We start from the raw sequence: 21,844 nt of genomic DNA, 5'->3' as shown, positions 1-21,844 counted from the left end.
CCGGCCACGCCAATGCGGCACGGGCCGCTACGGGGCCGGGCAGAATCCGCCAGGAAGCTGAACGCCGTCGACGACGGGGCACGGGTTGAACGTGAAGATCACCAGGGTGCCGAGGATGATGATGACCAGCGTGGCTGCGTAGAGAACCATCTTGAGCCAGAAGCGCGTGGAATCCTTCTCGGCGTAGTCGTTGATGATGGTGCGGACACCGTTGGTGCCGTGCAGCATGGCAAGCCACAGCATGGCCAGGTCCCAGAACTGCCAGAAGGGATCGGCCCACTTGCCGGCGACGAAACCGAAATCGATGGCGTGGATGCCTTCGCCTACCAGCAGGTTAACGAAGAGGTGGCCGAAGATCAGCACCACCAGGACGATGCCGGAGAGGCGCATGAAGAGCCAGGCGATCATCTCGAAGTTGCCACGGCTGGAGCCGGTGCGGTTGTACTTCGGGGCGATCTTTCCGCTGCGCGGAGATTCGATGGTTGTCATGGCTTAGTGGCCTCCCAGCGCGAGGGAAAGGTGGCGGATGGCGAAGCCGGCGAACGTGACCAGCCACAGCGCAAGCACGACCCAGAGCATCTGGCGCTGGTACTTTGCGCCCTTCTTCCAGAAGTCGATCGCGATCACACGCAGGCCATTGAAGGCGTGGAAGATGATCGCGGCGACCAGGCCCGTTTCCCCCAGGGCCATGAGGGGGTTCTTGTAAGCACCAATGACGGCCGTGTAGGCCTCAGGGGACACGCGCACCAATGAGGTGTCCAACACATGGACCAACAAGAAGAAAAAGATCACTACACCGGTAATACGATGTCCAACCCAGGACCACATGCCTTCACGGCCGCGGTACAAGGTGCCAGCTGGTTTTGTCGGCACTGATTAAACCTTCCTGCAACACAGCGGCGCTGGCATGGGATCCACGCGGGGGGAACGCCTGCTGCGAGAGCACTCGTAGCTCACGCCTAAATCTAGGCTTCGCTCACAGCATATTCAATTTAGGACGGGCTTCTCTGCGTGTTAATTCCATGTTTCCTGCCCGGATTCAGGCGATTTTGGATACTGTCTGAGACGAACGCCACATGCGTGGCGTTCTGCGGAGCTTACCGCTTGCGTCGGATAAAGTGTTGCGGTGAGTACAGAAGACGCGAAATACCCGGAATCGCCCATGAACCGCTTCCATGCGGTTATTCCGGCGGGCGGTGTGGGGACCCGGCTATGGCCGCTCTCGCGTGCCGCCGCGCCTAAGTTCCTGCACGACCTGACCGGGTCCGGCAGCACCTTGTTGAGGGCTACCTACGACCGCCTGGAGCCACTGGCCGGCGAACGCGTACTGGTAGTGACGGGCGAGGCCCACCGTGCGGCTGTCTGCCGCCAGCTCCCGGAAGTAGGGGACGACGAATTGGTGCTCGAAAGCGAGCCCAAGGATTCGGGTGCGGCGATCGGCCTGGCCGCTGCCATCCTTTACCGCCGCGATCCGGAGACCATCATGGGGTCCTTCGCCGCTGACCACGTGATCAGCCCCGACGACCTGTTCCAGGAGACTGTCCGGGAGGCGATCTACACCGCAGCCACGGGCAAGATTGTCACCATCGGCATCAAGCCCACCCACGCCTCCACGGGCTTCGGCTACATCCGTTCGGGCGCTGCGCTCAACGTTGACGGCGCTCCGAACGCGCTGGCGGTGGCCGAATTCGTGGAGAAGCCCAGCCAGGAAGTTGCCAATAAGTACGTCGAAGCAGGGGACTACGTTTGGAACGCAGGCATGTTCGTGGCTCCCGTCGCGTTGATGCTCAAGCACCTCGAGGCCAACCAGCCCGTACTCTTCGCCGGCCTCCAGGAGATCGCCGAGGCCTGGGACACCCCGCAGCGGGCTGAGGTTACCGCCCGTGTGTGGCCCACCCTGCCCAAGATTGCGATTGACTATGCAGTAGCCGAGCCCGCAGCGGCAGCCGGCGACGTCGCCGTCGTGCCTGGCACCTTCCGGTGGGACGACGTTGGCGACTTTGCCGCGATCGGTCGCCTGAACAACGCCGGCGACGTCGACGAAGTGACGGTTCTCGGCGAGGGCGCACGCGTGTTCGCGGAGGATGCCAGCGGCGTGGTGGTCTCGGACACCAAGCGTGTGATCGCCCTGATCGGTATCAAAGACGTGGTCATCGTGGACACCCCGGATGCCCTGCTGGTCACCACGAAAGAGCATGCCCAACTGGTGAAAGGCACCGTTGACGCCCTGAAAGCCAGCGGCGACACGGACGTCCTGTAGCGCGAGCCTTATACCGTGAGCCACCTCTTTGCTTGTCCTGCGTCTGAACGTGGCGTAACCAAGAGGTGGCTTTCGGTCTTCGGGTGCCCCGGATGGCTAGAGTTGTGACGTGCGCAATTACACGACTGAAACCGAGCCCGCCCCCGTTGTGAGTCCCTGGGTTGATGAACTGCTCCCCGGGCTCATTGAGTTCCGCCGGGACCTCCATGCGCACCCGGAACTGTCGTTCAAGGAATTCCGCACCACGGACAAACTGGTGGAGCGGCTCGAAGCAGCCGGACTCAAGCCGCGCCGGCTCGAAGGAACCGGGCTCACCGTCGACGTGGGGGAGGGTCCCATCGCCACGGCTCTTCGCGGGGACATTGACGCTTTGCCGATTATCGAGGAAACCGGCCTGCCGTTCGCCTCCAAGAACCACGGCGTGACGCATGCCTGCGGACATGATGTCCACACCACTGCGATGCTGGGCATTGCCCTGACACTCCAGCGGATGCACAAGAACAACCCGCTGGGCGGCACGGTGCGGATCATTTTCCAGCCCGCCGAGGAAACGATGCCAGGCGGCGCGTTGTCCTGCATCGAGCAGGGGGTGCTTGAGGGCGTGCCGCGCATCCTGGCACTGCACTGCGACCCGAGGATCAACGTGGGCCAGATCGGCACGCGCATAGGCGCCATCACGTCAGCGTCGGACACCATCAAAATCGAGCTTTCCGGCCGCGGCGGCCACACCTCCAGGCCGCACCTGACCGAGGATCTGGTGTTCGCGTTGGCCCAGATAGCGGTGAATGTTCCCGCAGTGCTGTCCCGCAGGGTGGACGTCCGCAGCGGCGTCTCCGTGGTGTGGGGACAGATTTCGGCAGGTTCGGCGCCGAACGCCATTCCCGGTACGGGCTACATGGCCGGCACCATGCGTTGCCTGGACCGCGATGCCTGGCACAGTGCGGGCGAGTTGCTGGACGACGTCGTCAGGCAGGTCGCTGCGCCCTACGGCGTGGACGTGCACCTGGAGCACACCCGCGGCGTGCCTCCCGTGGTGAACTCCGAGCATGAGACGGCCCTCATCGAAGCCTCTGCCCGCGCGGAACTGGGGGAGAACGCTGTTGTGCTCACCCCGCAGTCCATGGGCGGCGAAGATTTTGCGTGGTTCCTGGCGGACCTGCCCGGCGCCATGATGCGCCTGGGGACGCATACCCCCGGCGGCGAGGAATACGATCTTCACCGCGGCGACTTCATCGTTGATGAGCGCGCCCTTGGCTACGCCGTCCGCGTCCTCACTGCGGCTGCACTCCGTACCATCCGCGACCTTCCCCAGTAGTCCAACCGGGGGACAGCAGATGTCCCGTTGAGCCCTCTTTGGAGCATTCGCTGTCCCTTGCTTGGGCAGCCTGCCTCTAATTGAGTTGTGCACAATTGAATTGTGCACTATCGTTTTATCCATGAGTGATGCACCCCGCCTCCGCCACCAGGTCTGCTTTGCGCTGTACTCGGCATCAAAGGCCGCGACGGCGGTCTACCGCCCCGTCCTCGACGACCTCGGCCTGACCTACCCGCAGTACCTGGTGATGCTGGTGTTGTGGGAGCAGGAGCCGCGAAGCGTCCGGGAACTCGGTGCCGAACTGGGGCTGGATTCCGGAACATTGTCGCCGTTGCTAAAACGGCTTGAAGGCCTGGGGCTCGTTGAGCGGAAACGCTCCGCCGAGGACGAACGCCGCGTGGATGTGGTCCTGACCGACGCCGGAACAGCGCTGAGCGCCAAGGCCCAGGCAGTGCCCCAACGGTTGGCCGACGCCGCCGGACTTTCCGCAGCCGAAATCGAGCAGCTCCACGCAACCCTCGGCAAGCTCACCGCAGCCCTGAACAGCTCACTTTGAGGCCCTGAACAGCTCACTCTGAATTTTTCCATGCCATCCCATTCCCGAAGAGAAACGGAAACACCATGAAGACTCTCTACACAGCAGAGGCGCTTGCCTCCGGCGAAGGCCGTGACGGCAACGCCCGCACCAAGGACGGCAAGCTGGATGTAGCCCTCGCCAGCCCGGTGGAACTCGGTGGCAACGGCCAGGGAACCAACCCCGAGCAGCTGTTCGCGGCCGGCTATGCAGCCTGCTTCCACTCGGCGCTGCGGCTGGTTGGCCGCAAGGAGCGTGCCGACGTCAGCGACTCTGCCGTTGCGGCGAAGATCCACTTTGGCGCGCTGACCGACAGCGAAGGCTACGGCCTCGCTGCCGAACTCGAGATCGCCTTGCCTGCCCTGGACCGCGAAACCGCCGAAGCCCTGATGGCCAAGGCGCACCAGATCTGCCCCTATTCCAACGCCACCCGCGGCAACATGAACGTTGACCTCAAGCTCGTGGAGTTCGCAGCATGAGCGCCGTAGCAGGCACCCCGGTGCAGACCCGCGAAATCCACCTTGCCTCCCGCCCCGTCGGCCGTCCGGCGCCGGAGAACTTCCGTCTGGCACAGGCTGAACTGCCGGAGCTCGCTGAAGGCCAGCTCCTGGTAAAGAACCAGTTCATGTCCGTGGATCCTTACATGCGCGGCCGGATGAACGACGTCAAGTCGTACTCGGCGCCGTTCCGCCTCGATGCAGCGCTCGACGGCGGTGCCGTAGGTGAGGTGATCGCGTCCCGTTCGGACGCGCACAAGGTGGGTGACGTCGTCGTGCATCAACTGGGGTGGCGCGAACACGCGGTGGTTGACGCTGCTGCCACCACGCCGGTGCCGGGCGGACTCGCTCCCACCTCGGCCTTCCTCGGCGCGCTGGGCATGACCGGCCTCACGGCCTATGCCGGCCTGCTGAAGGTTGCCGAGTTCAAAGAGGGCGACGTCGTGTTCGTCTCCGGAGCGGCCGGTGCCGTCGGTTCCATGGTGGGCCAGATTGCCAAGGCCATGGGCGCCTCCAAGGTCATCGGCAGCGCCGGTTCGCCGGAAAAGGTCGCACGGCTGCTGGAACTAGGCTTCGACTCCGCGTTCAACTACAACGATGGTCCCGTCCTCGAGCAGCTCCAGGAAGCTGCGGGGGAGCGAGGCATCGATGTGTACTTCGACAACGTTGGCGGGGAACACCTCGAGGCCGCCCTGGCAACGCTCACGGTAGGCGGACGCGTGGCAATGTGCGGTGCGATCGCCCAGTACAACTCCACCGAACCTCCGGCAGCGCCGCGGAACATGGCAGTGGCGATCGGCAAGCAGCTGACCCTTCGCGGGTTCCTCGTCGGCGGGCAGCGCCAGCATGCTGCCGAGTTTGCCCAAAAGATGGCCGGATGGCTTGCCGACGGCACCATCAGCTACGACGAGACGATCGTTGACGGCTTGGAAAATGCGCCCCAGGCGTTCATTGATTTGCTGGATGGAGCGAACACAGGAAAGATGCTCGTCCGCCTGTGATGCGACAGTAGCCGGGTGTGACTTGCACACCCGGCTACTGCTTGGTAACAAAAAGTCAACAATCTGAGCGGCAGGCCGCCTTTGTGCTATCCGGGTGTGTTCCAGGCCACTAGGGTGGTGTCATCAATGCGCTTCGGCGCAGCTGCGAGCATCAGTGAAAACAGAATTTCTGCCTCAGGTATAGGAAACGGACACTCATTGACCATCCGTCGTAGCGCCAATCACTTTCTTCCTGGAGGAAAATTGAAGAAACCACTGCGTGCCACCCTGAAGCGCGGTTCAATGGCCGGTGTTGCAACCGTCGGCGCAGCAGCGCTCCTGCTGACCGGCTGTGGCCAGGCCCCCGACGCCGGATCCGGCGCCGCCACCAAGAGCGACTTCCTCGGATGCATCGTTTCCGACTCCGGCGGATTCGACGACCAGTCGTTTAACCAGTCCTCCTTCGAGGGACTGAAGAAGGCCGAAGCAGATCTGGGCATCCAGACCAAGTCGGCCGAATCCAAGGCGAACAGCGACTTTGAGACCAACCTCAACGGCATGGTCTCCGCAGGCTGCAACCTGACTGTCACGGTGGGCTTCCTCCTGGGCGACGCCACCAAGGCCGCTGCCGAAAAGAACACCGACAAGCACTTCGCGATCATCGACTTCGCGTACGACGCCCCGATCGCCAACGTCAAGCCCGTCGTCTACGACACCGCCCAGGCTGCATACCTTGCGGGCTACGCCGCTGCTGCAACCACCAAGACCGGCAAGGTGGGAACCTTCGGCGGCATCAAGATCCCCACGGTGACGATCTTCATGGATGGTTTCTACGACGGCGTCCAGGCCTACAACAAGGCCAAGAACAAGAACGTCCAGGTTGTCGGCTGGGACAAGAACACCCAGGACGGCTCCTTCACCGGCGACTTCGAGAAGCAGGACACCGGCAAGCAGGTCACCATCAACCTCCTGGACCAGGGCGCGGACATCGTCATGCCCGTCGCCGGTCCGGTTGGCAAGGGTGCCGGTGCCGCGCTTAAGGAAGCCAAAGCCGCCGGTAAGGACGTCAAGCTGATCTGGGTTGACTCCGACGGCTACCTGACGGCTCCCGAATACAAGGACCTCATGCTGACCTCCGTGGTCAAGCAGATGGGCGAGGCCGTCGAAACCGTGGTGAAGGACGACAAGGACGGCAAGTTCAGCAACAAAGCCTACGTTGGCACGTTGGAGAACGACGGCGTGGCCATTGCCCCGTTCCACGATCTCGACTCGGCTGTTTCTGCAGAAACCAAGTCCGAACTTGACGCTCTGAAGGCGGATATCGTCTCCGGCAAGCTCGTGGTCGAATCGAAGGCAAGCCCCAAGAAGTAAGCAATTCCTGGACGCGCCGCCAGTACCGAGCCCCGGTACTGGCGGCGCGTTTTTGCCCTGACTAGGCTGAACCCAAAGCTCGTAGCTTTGGAGCTGTTCAGCTGTCCCTCGGACTCACAGAACGGTGGGAGTTGTGAAACTCGAATTGAAGGGGATCTCGAAAGCCTTCGGGACCTTCTACGCCAACCAAGACATCGACCTCGTGGTCGAATCCGGCCAGATCCACTGCCTTCTAGGCGAAAACGGTGCCGGCAAATCAACCCTCATGAACGTGCTGTACGGGCTCTACGAGCCCACCGCCGGCCAGATCCTGGTAGATGACCAGCCCGTCAACTTCCGCGGCCCCGGCGATGCCATGGCGGCGGGCATCGGCATGGTGCACCAGCACTTCATGCTGGTCCCGGTCTTCACGGTCGCCGAGAACGTTGCGCTCGGTGCTGAACCGACGTCGTTCGGCGGTGTCCTCAGCATCGATGAAACCCGGAAGAAGATCCGGGAAATCTCCGACAAGTACGGCTTCGACGTCGATCCCGATGCCCTGGTGGAGGACCTCCCCGTGGGCGTCCAGCAGCGCGTGGAGATCATCAAGGCGCTGGTACGGGAAGCCAAGGTCCTCATCTTGGACGAGCCCACAGCCGTGCTCACCCCGCAGGAAACCGATGAGCTCCTGGACATCATGCGCCAGCTCAAAGCCGGCGGCACGTCCATCGTCTTCATTTCGCACAAGCTGCGGGAAGTGAAGGCTGTTTCCGACGTCATTACCGTGGTCCGCCGCGGCAAAGTGGTAGGCGACGCCCCTCCTACGGCATCGGCCACGGAGCTTGCCTCCATGATGGTGGGCCGGCCGGTCAGCCTGAGCCTGAACAAGGCTGCCGCGCAGCCGAAGGAAACCACGTTCGTCGTCGAAAACCTCACTGTCCGCGCCGCAAACGGCACCAACGTCGTGGACGGCATCAGCTTCGATATCGCCCAAGGTGAGATCCTCGCCGTCGCCGGTGTCCAGGGCAACGGCCAAACGGAACTGACGGAAGCCATCCTCGGCATCCAGGAACATGTCACAGGTTCGGTGGTCCTGGACGGGAAGCAGCTTCTCGGACTGCCCGTCAAGGAAGTCCTGCGTTCCGGCGTCGGCTTCGTTCCCGAAGACCGCACCGTGGACGGCCTGGTGGGCCCGTTCTCCGTGGCCGAAAACCTGGTGCTTGACCTCTACGACCAAGCACCGTTTGCCAGCGGCATCAGCATGAAGCCTGCCAAGGTTGCAGAGCATGCCAAGGCCAAGATCGCGGAATTCGATATCCGTACCCCCTCCGCGGGGTCGGCTGCGGGGACCCTGTCCGGCGGTAACCAGCAAAAAGTGGTCATGGCCAGGGAACTTTCGCGTCCGCTGCGGTTGTTCATTGCAAGCCAACCCACACGCGGTGTGGACGTCGGTTCCATCGAGTTCCTGCATAAGCGCATCGTCGCCGAGCGGGATGTCGGAACGCCGGTCATGATCGTTTCCACAGAGCTTGATGAAGTCATTGAGCTCGCAGACAGGATAGCCGTGCTCTACAAGGGCAAACTCGTGGGCATCGTCCCGGCGGGAACACCACGCGACACGCTCGGCTTGATGATGGCCGGCGTCGGCCCCGAAGGAGGCTCCGATGACCAGTAGCAGCGACGGGTCCGCCAAGGACCAGAGACCTGAAGAATCCACCGCGGAAGTCCGGGCAGCTGACGTTGCCTTGGATACTGCCGGCGGCGCGTTGGAGCCGTCCATCGTTCCTGTCTCCTCCCAGAGCGGCGAACCGGGGCACCAACAGGGCAGCGTCATGCGTCGGATCGTGATGGGCAATGGCTTCGTTTCGGTCCTGGCCGTGATCGTGGCCCTTTTCCTCGGTGGACTGCTGATTGCCAGTACGGACACCCAGGTAGCCAAGACCGCAGGGTACCTGTTCGCCCGCCCCAGCGACTTCCTGAGTGCGCTGTGGTCTGCCATGACGGACAGCTACGTGGCCCTCTTCCAAGGTGCGGTGTTCAACAGCCGCCAGGGGTTCGCTCCGCTGCTTGAAACCATGACAGTGGCGACGCCGCTCATTTGCGCGGGCCTGGGCGTGGCCCTGGCGTTCCGCGCAGGCCTGTTCAACATCGGTGCGCAGGGGCAGATCATCATCAGTGCCACCCTGGCCGCCTATGTTGGTTTCACCTGGCACCTGCCGTTTGGCCTGCACCTCCTCCTGGTGATCATCATGGGTGTCCTCGGTGGCGCCGCATGGGGCGCAATCGTTGGGATCCTTAAGGCCAGGACCGGCGCGCACGAGGTCATCGTGACCATCATGCTGAACTACGTGGCGCTGTTCCTGCTGGACTTCCTCCTGAACACCGCCGCCTTCCGGCGCCCTGGGGACAACAGCCCCATTTCGCCGCGTCTGGATGAATCGGCCACCTATCCGGTGCTGATCCCGGGATCCCGGCTCCACCTGGGCTTCCTGGTGGCCATCGCGCTGACCTATGGCGTGTGGTGGCTGCTGAACCGCTCCACCATCGGTTTCGAATTCCGTGCCGTCGGCGCCAACCCCGTGGCCGCGCGTACGGCCGGGGTGAAGGTGCCACGCGCCACCATCATGGTGATGGCCTTGGCCGGTGCCCTGGCGGCGTTCGGCGGTGTCGCACAGGTTGCGGGAACGGAGAAAGTCCTCACCGGCGGCGTGGCCGCACAGATCGGATTCGACTCCATCACTGTTGCCCTGCTGGGCCGCAGTACACCGTGGGGCACGTTCTTCGCCGGACTGTTGTTCGGGGCTTTCCGTGCCGGTGCCGTGCAGATGCAGATCCAGACGGGAACCCCCATCGACATCGTGCTCGTGGTCCAATCCCTGATCGTCCTGTTCATCGCCGCACCGCCCCTGATCAGGTCGATCTTCCGGCTCGAGGGCAAGAAAAAGAAGAAGAACAAGACACCGAAGGCGGCTCCTGAAGCTGCCCTTGCCAATGCCACCGGAGGTGCCAAATGAGCGCGACAACCACCGCTCCAACGCCCGGGTCCACGGCCCTGCCGGGGTTCCGGCCCTCACTGAAGGTTCCGGTTTCGCTGGGCGTCCTCGCCCTCATCGCGCTGGTGTTCTTCGGCTTCCTGGGCTCGGACAAGACCGCGGAGATGAAAATCAGCGACGCCGGTGACGCCGTTGCCGTTCCTGCCCTCATGATTCCGGGACAGGTGGGCGGCATTGTCTTCGGCATCCTGCTGCTGGCCATGGCTGCCTACTCGATCTACCTCTGGACGCAGGGGGAAAAATCGCCGAAGTGGCTCCCCATTGCCTTTGCCGTGGTCTTTGTCTTCGCCCTCCTGGTGTGGATCGTGGCCGGGGCCCGCCAGCCATCCATCTCATTGGCGGGCCTGGTCGCCGGGTCGGTGACCCTCGCTGTTCCGTTGGTTTTCGGCTCGCTGTCCGGTGTTTTATGTGAGCGCGTCGGCGTCGTCAACATCGCCATCGAAGGCCAGCTTCTGGGCGGCGCTTTCACGGCGGCGCTCGTAGCCACCATGACCGGCAGCCCGTACATCGGCCTGATTGCGGCTGCTGCCGCCGGCGCGGTGGTGTCCATGGTCCTCGCGGTCTTCAGCATCAAGTACCTCGTCAACCAGATCATCGTCGGCGTGGTGCTCAACGTCCTGGTCTCGGGCCTCACGGGCTTCCTGTACGGCACCCTCATGGTTCCCAACAAGGAGCAGTTCAACACCCCGGGCCGCCTGGACATCCTGCCGATCCCGCTGCTCTCGGATATCCCCATCATCGGGCCCATCCTGTTCGAGCAGTCCATCGCGGGCTACCTCATGTACATCGCAGTGGCCGTGGTGTGGTTCGGCTTGTTCAAGACCCGCTGGGGCTTGCGCGTCCGCGCTGTCGGTGAGCACCCGCAAGCGGCCGATACCCTGGGCATCAACGTCAACGCCACCCGATTCTGGAATGTCACCCTGGGCGGTGCGATCGCCGGTATCGGCGGGGCTGTGTTCACCCTGGTGACCATCGATTCCTTCACCAAGGACATCTCTGGTGGCCGCGGCTTCATTGCCCTCGCTGCCCTGATCTTTGGCCGTTGGAATCCGATCGGCGCGTTCCTGGCGTCGCTGCTCTTTGGTTTCGCGTACAACCTGCAGTCGATCCTGGGCATCATCGGTACCCCGGTGCCCAGCCAGTTCATGGCCATGCTGCCGTACCTGGTGACCATCTTCGCCGTCGCCGGTTTGGTGGGTAAGTCGCGGCCACCGGCCGCAAGCGGCATACCGTACGTGAAGGGTTGACGATGCCGGAAAACGACGTCGACTGGCCCGCCCTGGAAGCAGCCGCGAAACAGGCCATGGAAAACGCCTACGCTCCGTACTCGAAGTTCCCGGTGGGGGCTGCTGCCCTCACCGACGACGGCAGGATCGTCAGCGGCTGCAACGTCGAGAACGCCAGCTACGGGCTGACCCTCTGTGCCGAGTGCGCGCTGGTGGGCCAACTCCACATGACCGGTGGCGGAAGGCTTGCCGCGTTCTATTGCGTGGACGGGCAAGGCAACATCCTCATGCCGTGTGGCCGCTGCCGCCAGTTGCTTTATGAATTCAGGGCCCCCGGCATGCAGCTCATGACCACCCAAGGCATCAAAACCATGGACCAGGTACTGCCCGACGCCTTTGGTCCGGAACACCTGGAGGAAACCACGTGACCAGTACCGAAGCGTTCGACGCCGTTCAGATCATCACCATCAAGCGGGACAAGGGCACGCTCACGCCTGAGCAGATCGATTGGACAATCGACGCGTACACCCGTGGCGTGATCGCCGAGGAACAGATGGCAGCGCTCAACATGGCCATCCTCCTCAACGGCATGGACCGCGCCGAAATATCGCGGTGGACTTCCGCCATGATCGCCTCGGGCGAGCGGATGGACTTTTCGTCCCTCACAAGGCCCGACGGCGGCATGAAGGCTACGAGCGACAAGCACTCCACCGGCGGGGTCGGGGACAAGATCACGCTGCCGCTGGCACCTCTCGTGGCCGTCTTCGGCGTCGCGGTACCGCAGTTGTCGGGCCGCGGACTTGGCCACACCGGCGGGACCCTGGACAAGCTTGAGGCTATTCCCGGATGGCGGGCCAACCTCAGCAATGACGAGATCATGTCCCAGCTCCAGGACGTGGGAGCGGTCATTTGCGCGGCAGGTTCGGGGCTGGCGCCTGCGGACAAGAAGCTGTACGCACTCCGCGACGTCACCGGAACGGTGGAGGCGATTCCGCTGATTGCTTCCTCGATCATGAGCAAGAAGATCGCGGAGGGCACGGGATCGCTGGTGTTGGACGTCAAGGTTGGTTCGGGTGCTTTCATGAAGGATGAAGCCCGGGCCCGGGAGCTTGCCGAAACCATGGTGGCCCTGGGCAAGGACGCCGGCGTGCACACCGTGGCGCTGATAACGGACATGTCCACCCCGCTCGGATTGACAGCCGGAAACGCCATCGAGGTAGAGGAATCCGTGGAGGTCCTGGCCGGCGGCGGTCCGGAAGACGTCGTCGAACTGACGGTGCGCCTGGCTGAGGAAATGCTGGCCGGTGCCGGTATCCACGATGCTGATCCGGCAGCGGCGCTGAAGGACGGCAGGGCCATGGATGTCTGGAACCGGATGATCGAAGCCCAGGGCGGCGATCCCCGGGCCGCACTGCCGGTAGCCAAGGAATCCGAGGTTGTCTACGCCCCGGCAGATGGGGTCCTGGTGGAATTGGACGCTCTTTCCGTGGGCGTCGCAGCCTGGCGCTTGGGCGCCGGCAGGGCACGTAAAGAGGACCAGGTCCAGGCCGGGGCAGGCGTGCGCATGCACGCCAAGCCCGGCGCTTTGGTCCGCGCCGGCGAGCCGCTCATGACGCTCCTGACGGACACTCCGGAGAAGTTTGATCGTGCCAAGGAAGCCCTGCAGGACGCGGTGGTCATTGCCCCTGAGGGTTCACGTCCCGCCCGTCAGCTAATTATCAGCCGCATCGCCTAGGCTGGATTATTCCGGGCCGTCCTGCGGATGGCCCGGAATAATCGTCGTCCGGCGCCTGTGGGGGAGCCGCTACTCGAAGGAAACCGTGCAGGGCATCAACGACTTCATCCTCGCCGCGGCGGAACAGCCGTGGGTGTTGTTCCTGGTGCTCGCCTGTTGCCTCATTGACGGCTTCTTCCCACCGATCCCCAGTGAGTCCGTGGTGGTGGGCCTGAGCGCGGTCTCGGGCAGCAGCGGTTCGCCGAACATCTGGCTGCTGGGCTTGATGGCGGCACTGGGGGCTTTCGCCGGCGACAACATTGCCTACATCATCGGCCAGCGGATCGGCACGCAGCGCTGGCGCTGGATGCGGAGGCAACGGATGCAGGGCGCCTTCCGCTGGGCCGGCAAGGAACTGCGCAGGCGTGCTGCTTCGCTCATCATGGTCGCCAGGTTCATTCCCATCGGCAGGGTGGCGGTCAACCTCACCGCCGGAGCCACGCATTTCAATCACCGCCGCTTTGTTCTCCTGACCGCAGCCTCGGCAGTTCTCTGGGCCAGCTACTCAGTGGTGCTCGGATACTTCTTCGGCGTCTGGTTCGAGCACAACCATCTGCTGGGTGCCGTCATAGCGATTGTGGTGGCAGTGATCCTCGGCATCATCATTGACCGCATCATCAGCCGGGTGCGCGGATCCGTGCCCCTGGACGGCAAGAACATTCCCGGGCAGGACGTCCCGCCTCCACCCACGGTATGACACTCACGGCCTCCCAAGATCAGTCCGCCGGTTGACGCCTCCACGAAGCGTGACCGATAGCGTTAAGCGTGTGATCCCGGGGCTGGGGCGTAGCGAACGACGTCCCGGCCATGGGACACTAAGAGCGACTTCGGTCACACTGTCAAGTCATATTCATCTAGGAGCTACCGCCGCGTGGAGTTTTTGAACCAAATGCTCGAGCATGCAGCCGGGCAGCCCTGGATATATCCGGTACTTCTGGTCTTTTTCTTCATCGACGGATTTGCCACCATCCTTCCCAGCGAAACAGCCATCGTTGGCCTCTCGGCGCTGTCCCTTCACAGCGGAGAGCCCAACCTGTGGATATTGGGGGCAACCGCCCTGGTGGGAGCCATGGCGGGCGACAACATGGCCTACATGCTCGGCCGCAAGATCGGCCTCACACGGTGGAAGTGGATGCGCCGCCCCAAGGTGCAGAAGATGTTCGCGTGGGCCCAGTACGAACTGGACAAGCGCGGCGCGGTGCTCATCTTCACGGCACGCTACATCCCGTGGGGCCGCGTAGCTGTCAACTACGTCGCCGGGCAGACCGGATTCCGGCACCGGACCTTCTTCCTGCTGGACGCCTTCGCCTGCATCACGTGGGTGGCCTATTCCATCGGGATCGGTCTGCTCGCCGGGCAGTGGGTCCACAACAACCCACTCCTGGGCGTTGGCATTGCGGTTGCCTTTGCCGTGGTCCTGGGTATCGTCGTCGATCACGCGCTCCGCTGGTGGCACAAGTACCTCGAGAAGAAGGATCACTCCAAGGACGCCGCCGCGAGTGCCGAGGCACCTGCGGTGGAAAAGTCCCAAAAGGCGGTTGTCGGCGTCGACCGTTCAAAGCCTGCTGGCTAAGGTCCCGCCGTCGCCCTAGTCTTAGTACGTGACTGAGCCCATACTTGACGCCGCCCCTGCCCTCGACTTCGATCTGAAGAGCCTCCCCAAAGTTTCCCTCCACGACCACCTGGATGGAGGCCTGCGCCCCGCCACCATCATCGAACTGGCCGAAGCCGTAGGCCACACGCTGCCATCCACCGATGCTGTCGCCCTCGGTGAATGGTTCCGCGAGTCCGCCGACTCCGGCTCGCTGGTCCGTTACCTCGAAACGTTCGACCACACCATCGCGGTTATGCAGACCAAGGAAGGCCTGTTCCGGGTCGCCAAGGAATTCGTTGAGGACCTGGCTGAAGACGGCGTGGTGTACGGCGAAGTCCGTTGGGCCCCGGAACAGCACCTCCAGAAGGGCCTGACCCTGGACGAAGTGGTGGAAGCCGTCCAGACCGGCCTCGAAGCGGGCGTGGATGCAGCAGAAGAGCGTGGCCAGCAGATCCAGGTCGGGCAACTAATCACCGCCATGCGCCACGCCGACCGTGGCCAGGAAATCGCTGAGCTCGCCGTCCGTCACCGGGCCAATGGAGCCGTCGGCTTCGATATCGCCGGGGCCGAGGACGGTTTCCTGCCCTCGCGCTTCAAGGATGCGTTCACCTACCTGGCGGAGAACAACTTCCCCGCCACAGTCCACGCAGGAGAGGCAGCCGGACTCGAAAGCATCCAGTCCGCACTCGTGGACGGCCGGGCACTGCGCCTTGGCCATGGCGTGCGGATCGCCGAGGACATCTCGGTTGAGTTCGAGGACAACTCGGACGACGACGGCGAAGACACCGTGGGCATGGTGACCATCGGCAGCGTGGCTGCCTGGGTCCGCGACCGCGGCATCGCCCTGGAGATCTGCCCGTCGTCCAACCTCCAGACCGGCGCCATTTCCGGTTTTGGCGAGGGCATTGAAAGCCACCCGGTGGACATGCTCTTCCAGCTCGGCTTCAACGTGACCATCAACACCGATAACCGCCTCATGAGCGGCGTCACCCTGACGGATGAGTTCGAGCTCCTGGTGGAGACGTTCGACTATGACCTCGATGACCTGCTGGAACTGACACTCAACGCAGCCGAAGCGGCCTTCCTGCCGCTGGATGAGCGCGAGGCGCTGGTCGAGTACATCAACGATGCCTACGCCAACCTCGGCTGACAATTGCTACGGGCTCACAGAGCTCATCGGGACGATCGCCGCATTACGTGAGCATTGCCCCTGGATGGGTGCCCTGACTCATGAGTCGCTGGTGGAGTACCTGATCGAGGAAGCCTATGAAGTGGTGGACTCGATCGAGGCGGGTGCTGTTGACGATGAGCTTCGCGGCGAGCTGGGCGATGTACTGCTTCAGGTAGTACTTCACGCCCGGCTCGCCGAGGAGCGCGGCAGCTTCGACTTCGAGGCCGTGGCCGCGGACATCAATGCCAAGATGATCCGGCGGAACCGGCACGTCTTCAAGCCCGACGGTTCCCTCCAGGAAAGCTTTCCGGCCAGTGTCGAGGAAATCATCCTCAAGTGGGACGCGGCCAAGCGTGCGGAGAAACCGGAGCGGAAGGACCCCTTCGAGGGCATTCCGCCCCACCTTCCGGCGTTGGCGGCGGCGCAGAAGTCCCTGGACCGGGCGGTCCGTGCAGGCTTGGACGTCGACGCGCAAGGCGCGCCGGCCGGCGTCGTTGTTCCCGTCATCCCTGCCACGGAAGAGGCGCTCGGCGAGTTGCTGCTGGCGGTCGTCGCCGGGGCCAGGGAGCAGGGACTCGACGCCGAACGCGCCCTTCGCGCCGCAGTTCGATCGTTTCAGAACAGCCAGGCCCGGCCTTCATGACGTGAAAGGTTGGAAGTCGTTCCGTAACCTGAGCCACTCTGGACTACGCTAGTAGCGACGAGGACGTTGAGAATTTCCCTCCTCATTCCTGTAATTTGCCCATAAGGAGCACATCCATGGCGCTTATCGATGCCATCCACGCACGCGAGATCCTTGATTCCCGCGGAAACCCGACCGTAGAAGTTGAGGTCCTGCTCTCCGACGGCCAGATCGGCCGCGCAGCAGTTCCCTCCGGTGCTTCCACCGGCGAGCACGAAGCTGTCGAACTCCGCGACGGAGACAAAGGCCGTTACCTCGGCAAGGGTGTCCAGAAGGCCGTAGACGCCGTCATCGACGAGATCTCCCCGGCACTCATTGGCTTCGACGCCACTGACCAGCGCAGCATCGACCAGGCCATGATCGACCTCGACGGCACGCCCAACAAGGGCAAGCTGGGCGCCAACGCCATCCTTGGTGTTTCCCTGGCCGTGGCCAACGCTGCAGCAGCTTCGGCTGACCTGCCGCTGTACAAGTACCTCGGCGGCCCGAACGCCCACGTGCTTCCGGTTCCCCTGATGAACATCCTCAACGGTGGCTCGCACGCCGACTCGGACGTCGACATCCAGGAATTCATGATCGCCCCGATCGGCGCCGAGACCTTCTCCGAAGGCCTCCGCTGGGGCGTTGAGGTCTACCACAACCTCAAGGCTGTCCTCCAGGAAAAGGGCCTCTCCACCGGCCTCGGCGACGAAGGCGGCTTCGCCCCCAACCTGCCGTCCAACCGCGCTGCACTGGACCTGATCCAGGAAGCCATCAAGAACGCCGGCTACACCCCGGGTACGGACATCGCACTGGCCTTGGACGTTGCCTCCTCCGAGTTCTTCAAGGACGGCGCCTACCAGTTCGAAGGCAAAGCACTCTCCGCCACCGAGATGAGCGCCTACTACGCCGAACTCGTTGCCGACTACCCGCTGGTCTCCATCGAGGACCCGCTGGACGAGAACGACTGGGAAGGCTGGAAGACCCTTACCGACACCATCGGTGACAAGGTCCAGCTGGTGGGCGACGACCTCTTCGTCACCAACCCGGTCCGCCTGCAGCAGGGCATCGACGCCGCCACGGCCAACTCCTTGCTGGTCAAGGTCAACCAGATCGGTTCCCTGACCGAGACGCTGGACGCCGTTTCCCTGGCCCAGCGCTCCGGCTACACCACCATCACCTCGCACCGCTCCGGCGAAACCGAGGACACCACGATCGCCGATATCGCCGTTGCCACCAACGCCGGCCAGATCAAGACCGGTGCCCCGGCCCGCTCCGAGCGTGTCGCAAAGTACAACCAGCTGCTGCGCATCGAAGAAGAACTCGACGACGCCGCACGCTACGCCGGCCGCAGCGCTTTCCCGCGTTTCAAGGGCTAGCCTTCAGCGAAATCAGTTGACCGGTGGCTATGGTGGAAAGACCATGGCCACCGGTTCTGTTTAAAGCTGGCCAGATTCGACAAGCAAGTTTCGACAAGCAAGTGCAGCAACCCCGCCAGGCAAGCACCGGGCATTACAGGAGTGTCATGGCCACCCGTCGTCCAAAAGTACCCAGGGCCGACGCCCTTGGCCGTCCTTCAGGCACAGCCCGCCCCGCAGGCGCAACACGCCGTCCCGGGACGTCCGCTGGCGGCCATGCCACCCCGCAGGCCTCCGAGGACGCCGACGTCATTTCCCTGGGTGCCCCACGCGCTGCTGATAAGCCGCGCACCTCTGACAAACCGACGGCGCCACGCACCACAGCGCCCGGCACCCCCGCGCCAGGCACCGGCAAGGCCGGAACAGGTTCCGGCAAAGCAGGCGGCAGCAAGACGGGCTCCGGCGGCAAAGGTGCGTCAGCAAAGGCGGGCGACACCGCAGGCAAGACGGACAAGGACTCCGACAATCTCGATCCCGTGCCCGCAAAAGCCTTCTCAGGCAGGATGCTGGCGCTGGCCGTGGTGATGATTGCCATCACCATCCTGTTGGCGCCCACCGTGAAGATCTTCCTGGAGAAGCGTGCTGAAATCTCAGCCCTGGAGGCCGAAATTGCCAGCCGCAAGGCGGAGCAAACTGAGCTGAACAAGCAGATCTCACGGTGGCAGGATCCCAACTATGTGAAACAGCAGGCCCGCGACCGCATTAACATGGTTATGCCGGGTGAAACAGGTTACTGGGTGTTTGGCGGGGAAGATGCCGCCGGCACGCCGGGTGGCCGCACCGGCTCCGGATCAACTGCAAACCCGGAGAATCTGCCCTGGGTGGATGCTCTCTGGGAGTCCATCAGACGATCGGCAACAGACTAGACGCGGCGCCCACCGCCGTCGTGTCCGCATGGGACACGGCAACAAGGGCAGGAAGGTTGGCAGCGCAAGTGGAAGAGAACACGGCAGCCGTGCCGCAGGAATCCCGCCAGCCATCAGCACACGACCTCGAGGTCCTCAGCCGCCAGCTCGGCAGGCCGGTCCGGGACGTCGTGGAGATCCCGGCACGCTGTGTGTGCGGCAACCCGCTGGTGGCGGCGACCGCGCCGCGGCTCAGCAACGGGACCCCGTTTCCCACCACGTTCTACCTGACCCACCCGGTCATCACCTCCGCTGTTTCGCGGCTTGAAGCAGGTGGGCTCATGAACGAAATGAACCAGCGCCTGACCGGTGAGCAGGACCTTGCTGACGCCTACCGGGGCGCCCATGAGGCGTATCTGCAGGCTCGAAACGACATCGCCGGCCGCTCCGGCACCGGTGCCGTCCCCGAGATCGACGGAATCTCCGCCGGGGGCATGCCGACCCGCGTGAAATGCCTGCACGTGCTGGTGGGCCACGCCCTGGCCGCTGGTCCGGGCGTCAATCCGCTCGGCGACGAGGCCATCGAAGCCATCTCCGAGTGGTGGACCAAGGACCGTTGTTACTGCGACGGAGCATGGGACACTGCGGGGGAGGCGCCCTCCCGGGACTTGAGCCGACACGGACCCCAGGGTCTTCCGGAGATCGTGGGACGCCCGGCGCCGGTGCGCAAGGCCCAGTCCGCAACCCCTGCAGAAGAGGGAAACGCATGAGCCGTGTGGCCGCCATCGACTGCGGAACCAACTCCATCCGGCTCCTCATCGCCGACGCTTCGGCGAGCGGCGCACCGGGGCCGCTTACCGACGTCGTGCGAGAGATGCGCGTGGTGCGGCTGGGCCAGGGCGTGGATGCCACCGGCGAGCTTGCTCCGGAAGCCCTTGAGCGTACCTTCGCAGCCGCCCGCGATTACGCGCGCCTGATCGAGGACCATGGCGCCCGGCGGGTCCGTTTCGCAGCAACTTCGGCTACCCGCGATGCCCGTAACCGGCAGGTTTTCGTGGACGGGATCCGGGAGCTGCTGGGAGTTGAGCCCGAGGTCATCTCCGGTGACGAGGAAGCTGCCTTGTCCTTCGCCGGCGCAAGCAGCGTCCTGCCCGTCACGGGGGAGGACGCCATCCTGGTGGTGGACCTCGGCGGCGGGAGCACGGAGTTTGTCCTGGGCGACCCTGGCGGCGTGATCGCCGCCCGATCCGTGGACATCGGCTGCGTGCGGCTCACCGAACGCCACCTTCGCAACGATCCGCCCACTGCCGCTCAAATCGCTGCCGCAGAGGCCGACGTCGATGCCGCGATCGACCTCGCGGCCCGGACGGTCCCGTTTGACCGCGCCACAGCCGTGGTTGGAGTGGCGGGCTCCATCACCACCATCACCGCGCACGCGTTGGGCCTGAGCGAATACCAGCCCGAGCGGATCCACGGCGCATCCCTGGACCTTGTGACCATCAGCGACGCCTGCACCAGCCTGCTGGAAATGACCCGGGCCGAACGCGCAGCGCTTCCCTACATGCATCCCGGACGCGTGGATGTCATCGGGGCCGGAGCCTTGGTGTGGCGCCGGATCCTGGCCCGGCTGGCTGAGGCCGGCAACGGGAGGATCCGTGGAGCCGTTTCGAGCGAGCACGACATCCTGGACGGCATTGCCCTGAGCATCCGGGACGCTGAATGACGGTGCTGCGCCGCCGTACCCTCTCCGCCGCCCTTGCCTCCGTGCTGGCCGGCGGTGTGCTGCTGGGTGCCGTCGTGACGGCTCCGGCCGCGGTGGCGGACGCCTGGCGTGACAAGGAGTTCTGGATCAAGGATTCCGGGGTTGCCAACGCCTGGCAGGTCTCCAAGGGGGCAGGGGTCAAAGTGGCGATCATCGACAGCGGCGTCGATGGAAACCACCCCGACCTCAAGGGTGCCGTGGTGGGCGGTACGGATGTCTCCGGAGCCGGTACCCCCGACGGGCAAAAGAGCATCGGTGCCAAGACCGAGCACGGAACGCTGGTGGCTACCATGCTGGCAGGGCGAGGGCATGCGACGCCCACGCCGCCACCGTCGGCGTCGGCTTCGGCCTCCGCGACACCCTCGTCCCCGCCTGTCCCCACGACTCCTCCTGCCGAGGGACCGGACGGGATCACCGGCGTGGCACCGGAAGCCCAGATCCTGTCGGTGTCCACCTGGCTTGGTTCGCCCAACCCCGGCGGGAAGACCGATCAGGAGCAAATTCCCGACGCCGTTCGTTGGGCCGTGGACAACGGCGCGAAGGTCATCAACATTTCCCTCGGCAGTACGTCACCGGACTGGCCGCAGAGCTGGGACGCGGCTTTCCTCTATGCGGAGCAGAAGGATGTCGTCATTGTCGCTGCCGCAGGGAACCGCGTGGGCGGAAACGTCCAGGTAGGGGCCCCGGCCACCATCCCGGGCGTCCTTACCGTTGCCGGGCTCGACGGCGAAGGCCGCGCCAGCGTGGACTCGTCGTCACAGGGCATCAGCATCGGGGTGGCCGCACCGGCGGAGAACCTTGTGGGAGGCATTCCCGGCGGCGGCTACGCCGAATGGGCCGGAACCTCGGGCGCCGCTCCCATCGTTTCCGGCGTGGCGGTCCTCATCCGCTCCAAATGGCCGGAGATGAGTGCCAGCCAGGTCATCAACCGGATTGTCAGTACGGCCAAGGATGCCGGAGCGCCTGGGAAGGATCCGCTGTACGGCTATGGCGTCCTCGACGCCGAGGCTGCGCTTAAGGCCGATGTTCCCACCACCAGCAGCAATCCGCTGGGATCCATCGCGGACTGGATCCGGGTGCATCGCCGCGGGGTGCTCAGTGAGCCTTCACAAGCACCGGTAGCCAGCCCGACCAGTGCTGTGCCCACCCTGGCCGACCCCACCGTTCCTGTCGCCAAGTCTCCGGCGACCGTCGACGATGCCTTGCCCGCCGCCGTCGTACTGGGCTTTGGCGCGCTTTTCATCGCCTTGGTGGCCGGCGCCGCCATCCAGCTGCGGCGGGTGTCGAAGTATCCTCCCGCCGTGCCTGAAGAGGTTGAAACCGGCACCTTGGAGACGGTGGATCCGCCCGGCAAAACGTAGTTA

Annotated in this window: 22 protein-coding genes; 20 read left to right on the top strand and 2 right to left on the bottom strand. The window is 64.1% G+C overall.

Annotation, left to right across the window (positions count from 1 at the left end):
- Positions 1 to 27: 27 nt before the first annotated feature.
- Together PV760_RS03860 and sdhC are read right to left on the bottom strand one after the other, a co-directional pair.
- Entirely contained in the window at positions 28 to 489 is a 462-nt protein-coding gene (locus tag PV760_RS03860; protein ID WP_017197835.1) for a succinate dehydrogenase hydrophobic membrane anchor subunit, read from the bottom strand.
- A gap of 3 nt (positions 490 to 492) precedes the next feature.
- Positions 493 to 873, bottom strand: coding sequence for a succinate dehydrogenase, cytochrome b556 subunit (gene sdhC / locus PV760_RS03855; RefSeq protein WP_018777254.1), 381 nt, complete (start codon positions 871 to 873; stop codon positions 493 to 495).
- 289 nt (positions 874 to 1,162) lie between these two features.
- Between sdhC and PV760_RS03850 the strand changes: the two genes are divergently transcribed.
- The 20 genes from PV760_RS03850 (at position 1,163) to PV760_RS03755 (ending at position 21,841) form a co-directional block, all read left to right on the top strand.
- Positions 1,163 to 2,260, top strand: a complete 1,098-nt coding sequence (locus tag PV760_RS03850) for a mannose-1-phosphate guanylyltransferase (RefSeq protein ID WP_018777255.1) — start codon at positions 1,163 to 1,165, stop codon at positions 2,258 to 2,260.
- A 109-nt stretch (positions 2,261 to 2,369) separates the two neighbouring features.
- Positions 2,370 to 3,575, top strand: a complete 1,206-nt coding sequence (locus tag PV760_RS03845) for an amidohydrolase (protein WP_018777256.1) — start codon at positions 2,370 to 2,372, stop codon at positions 3,573 to 3,575.
- 121 nt (positions 3,576 to 3,696) lie between these two features.
- On the top strand, positions 3,697 to 4,131 hold the full coding sequence (locus PV760_RS03840) for a MarR family winged helix-turn-helix transcriptional regulator (protein ID WP_039240284.1): 435 nt from the start codon (positions 3,697 to 3,699) through the stop codon (positions 4,129 to 4,131).
- Between the two features lie 65 nt (positions 4,132 to 4,196).
- Positions 4,197 to 4,628, top strand: coding sequence for an organic hydroperoxide resistance protein (locus tag PV760_RS03835; protein WP_018777258.1), 432 nt, complete (start codon positions 4,197 to 4,199; stop codon positions 4,626 to 4,628).
- A complete protein-coding gene (locus tag PV760_RS03830) occupies positions 4,625 to 5,647 on the top strand; it encodes an NADP-dependent oxidoreductase (protein ID WP_018777259.1) in 1,023 nt (340 codons plus the stop codon). Before PV760_RS03835 ends, PV760_RS03830 begins: the two co-directional genes overlap by 4 nt.
- A gap of 243 nt (positions 5,648 to 5,890) precedes the next feature.
- The gene (locus tag PV760_RS03825) at positions 5,891 to 6,997 is read left to right on the top strand and encodes a BMP family lipoprotein (protein ID WP_018777260.1); all 1,107 of its coding nucleotides are present in this window, start codon (positions 5,891 to 5,893) and stop codon (positions 6,995 to 6,997) included.
- 133 nt (positions 6,998 to 7,130) lie between these two features.
- Entirely contained in the window at positions 7,131 to 8,651 is a 1,521-nt protein-coding gene (locus PV760_RS03820; protein ID WP_026267097.1) for an ABC transporter ATP-binding protein, read from the top strand.
- On the top strand, positions 8,641 to 9,990 hold the full coding sequence (locus PV760_RS03815) for an ABC transporter permease (RefSeq protein WP_055974671.1): 1,350 nt from the start codon (positions 8,641 to 8,643) through the stop codon (positions 9,988 to 9,990). The genes PV760_RS03820 and PV760_RS03815 overlap by 11 nt, the downstream gene beginning before the upstream one ends.
- Positions 9,987 to 11,276, top strand: a complete 1,290-nt coding sequence (locus PV760_RS03810) for an ABC transporter permease (protein ID WP_018777263.1) — start codon at positions 9,987 to 9,989, stop codon at positions 11,274 to 11,276. The genes PV760_RS03815 and PV760_RS03810 overlap by 4 nt, the downstream gene beginning before the upstream one ends.
- A 2-nt stretch (positions 11,277 to 11,278) precedes the next feature.
- Positions 11,279 to 11,683, top strand: coding sequence for a cytidine deaminase (locus PV760_RS03805; RefSeq protein WP_018777264.1), 405 nt, complete (start codon positions 11,279 to 11,281; stop codon positions 11,681 to 11,683).
- On the top strand, positions 11,680 to 12,990 hold the full coding sequence (locus PV760_RS03800) for a thymidine phosphorylase (RefSeq protein ID WP_018777265.1): 1,311 nt from the start codon (positions 11,680 to 11,682) through the stop codon (positions 12,988 to 12,990). Before PV760_RS03805 ends, PV760_RS03800 begins: the two co-directional genes overlap by 4 nt.
- A gap of 85 nt (positions 12,991 to 13,075) precedes the next feature.
- Entirely contained in the window at positions 13,076 to 13,726 is a 651-nt protein-coding gene (locus tag PV760_RS03795) for a DedA family protein (protein WP_018777266.1), read from the top strand.
- Positions 13,727 to 13,918: 192 nt separating this feature from the next.
- Complete coding sequence (locus PV760_RS03790; RefSeq protein ID WP_035733481.1) at positions 13,919 to 14,602, top strand: DedA family protein; 684 nt, start codon at positions 13,919 to 13,921, stop codon at positions 14,600 to 14,602.
- A gap of 28 nt (positions 14,603 to 14,630) precedes the next feature.
- A complete protein-coding gene (locus tag PV760_RS03785) occupies positions 14,631 to 15,773 on the top strand; it encodes an adenosine deaminase (protein ID WP_018777268.1) in 1,143 nt (380 codons plus the stop codon).
- Between the two features lie 64 nt (positions 15,774 to 15,837).
- Positions 15,838 to 16,437, top strand: a complete 600-nt coding sequence (locus tag PV760_RS03780; protein ID WP_354627177.1) for a MazG nucleotide pyrophosphohydrolase domain-containing protein — start codon at positions 15,838 to 15,840, stop codon at positions 16,435 to 16,437.
- 116 nt (positions 16,438 to 16,553) lie between these two features.
- The gene (gene eno, locus PV760_RS03775) at positions 16,554 to 17,834 is read left to right on the top strand and encodes a phosphopyruvate hydratase (protein ID WP_039240289.1); all 1,281 of its coding nucleotides are present in this window, start codon (positions 16,554 to 16,556) and stop codon (positions 17,832 to 17,834) included.
- 146 nt (positions 17,835 to 17,980) lie between these two features.
- Complete coding sequence (locus PV760_RS03770; RefSeq protein WP_354627176.1) at positions 17,981 to 18,739, top strand: FtsB family cell division protein; 759 nt, start codon at positions 17,981 to 17,983, stop codon at positions 18,737 to 18,739.
- A 68-nt stretch (positions 18,740 to 18,807) separates the two neighbouring features.
- Positions 18,808 to 19,488 carry a DUF501 domain-containing protein gene (locus tag PV760_RS03765; RefSeq protein WP_354627175.1) on the top strand — a complete coding sequence of 227 codons (681 nt, stop codon included), beginning with the start codon at positions 18,808 to 18,810 and terminating at the stop codon, positions 19,486 to 19,488.
- Positions 19,485 to 20,441, top strand: coding sequence for a Ppx/GppA phosphatase family protein (locus PV760_RS03760; RefSeq protein WP_354627174.1), 957 nt, complete (start codon positions 19,485 to 19,487; stop codon positions 20,439 to 20,441). Before PV760_RS03765 ends, PV760_RS03760 begins: the two co-directional genes overlap by 4 nt.
- A complete protein-coding gene (locus PV760_RS03755; protein WP_354627173.1) occupies positions 20,438 to 21,841 on the top strand; it encodes a S8 family serine peptidase in 1,404 nt (467 codons plus the stop codon). Before PV760_RS03760 ends, PV760_RS03755 begins: the two co-directional genes overlap by 4 nt.
- Positions 21,842 to 21,844: the final 3 nt, after the last annotated feature.

The sequence above is a fragment of the Paenarthrobacter sp. CC6 genome (assembly GCF_040560085.1).
In the GTDB taxonomy this organism is placed as follows: domain Bacteria; phylum Actinomycetota; class Actinomycetes; order Actinomycetales; family Micrococcaceae; genus Arthrobacter; species Arthrobacter nicotinovorans.
Note: the sequence above shows the minus strand (reverse complement) of the source record. Positions and strands in the feature narration are given on the sequence as shown.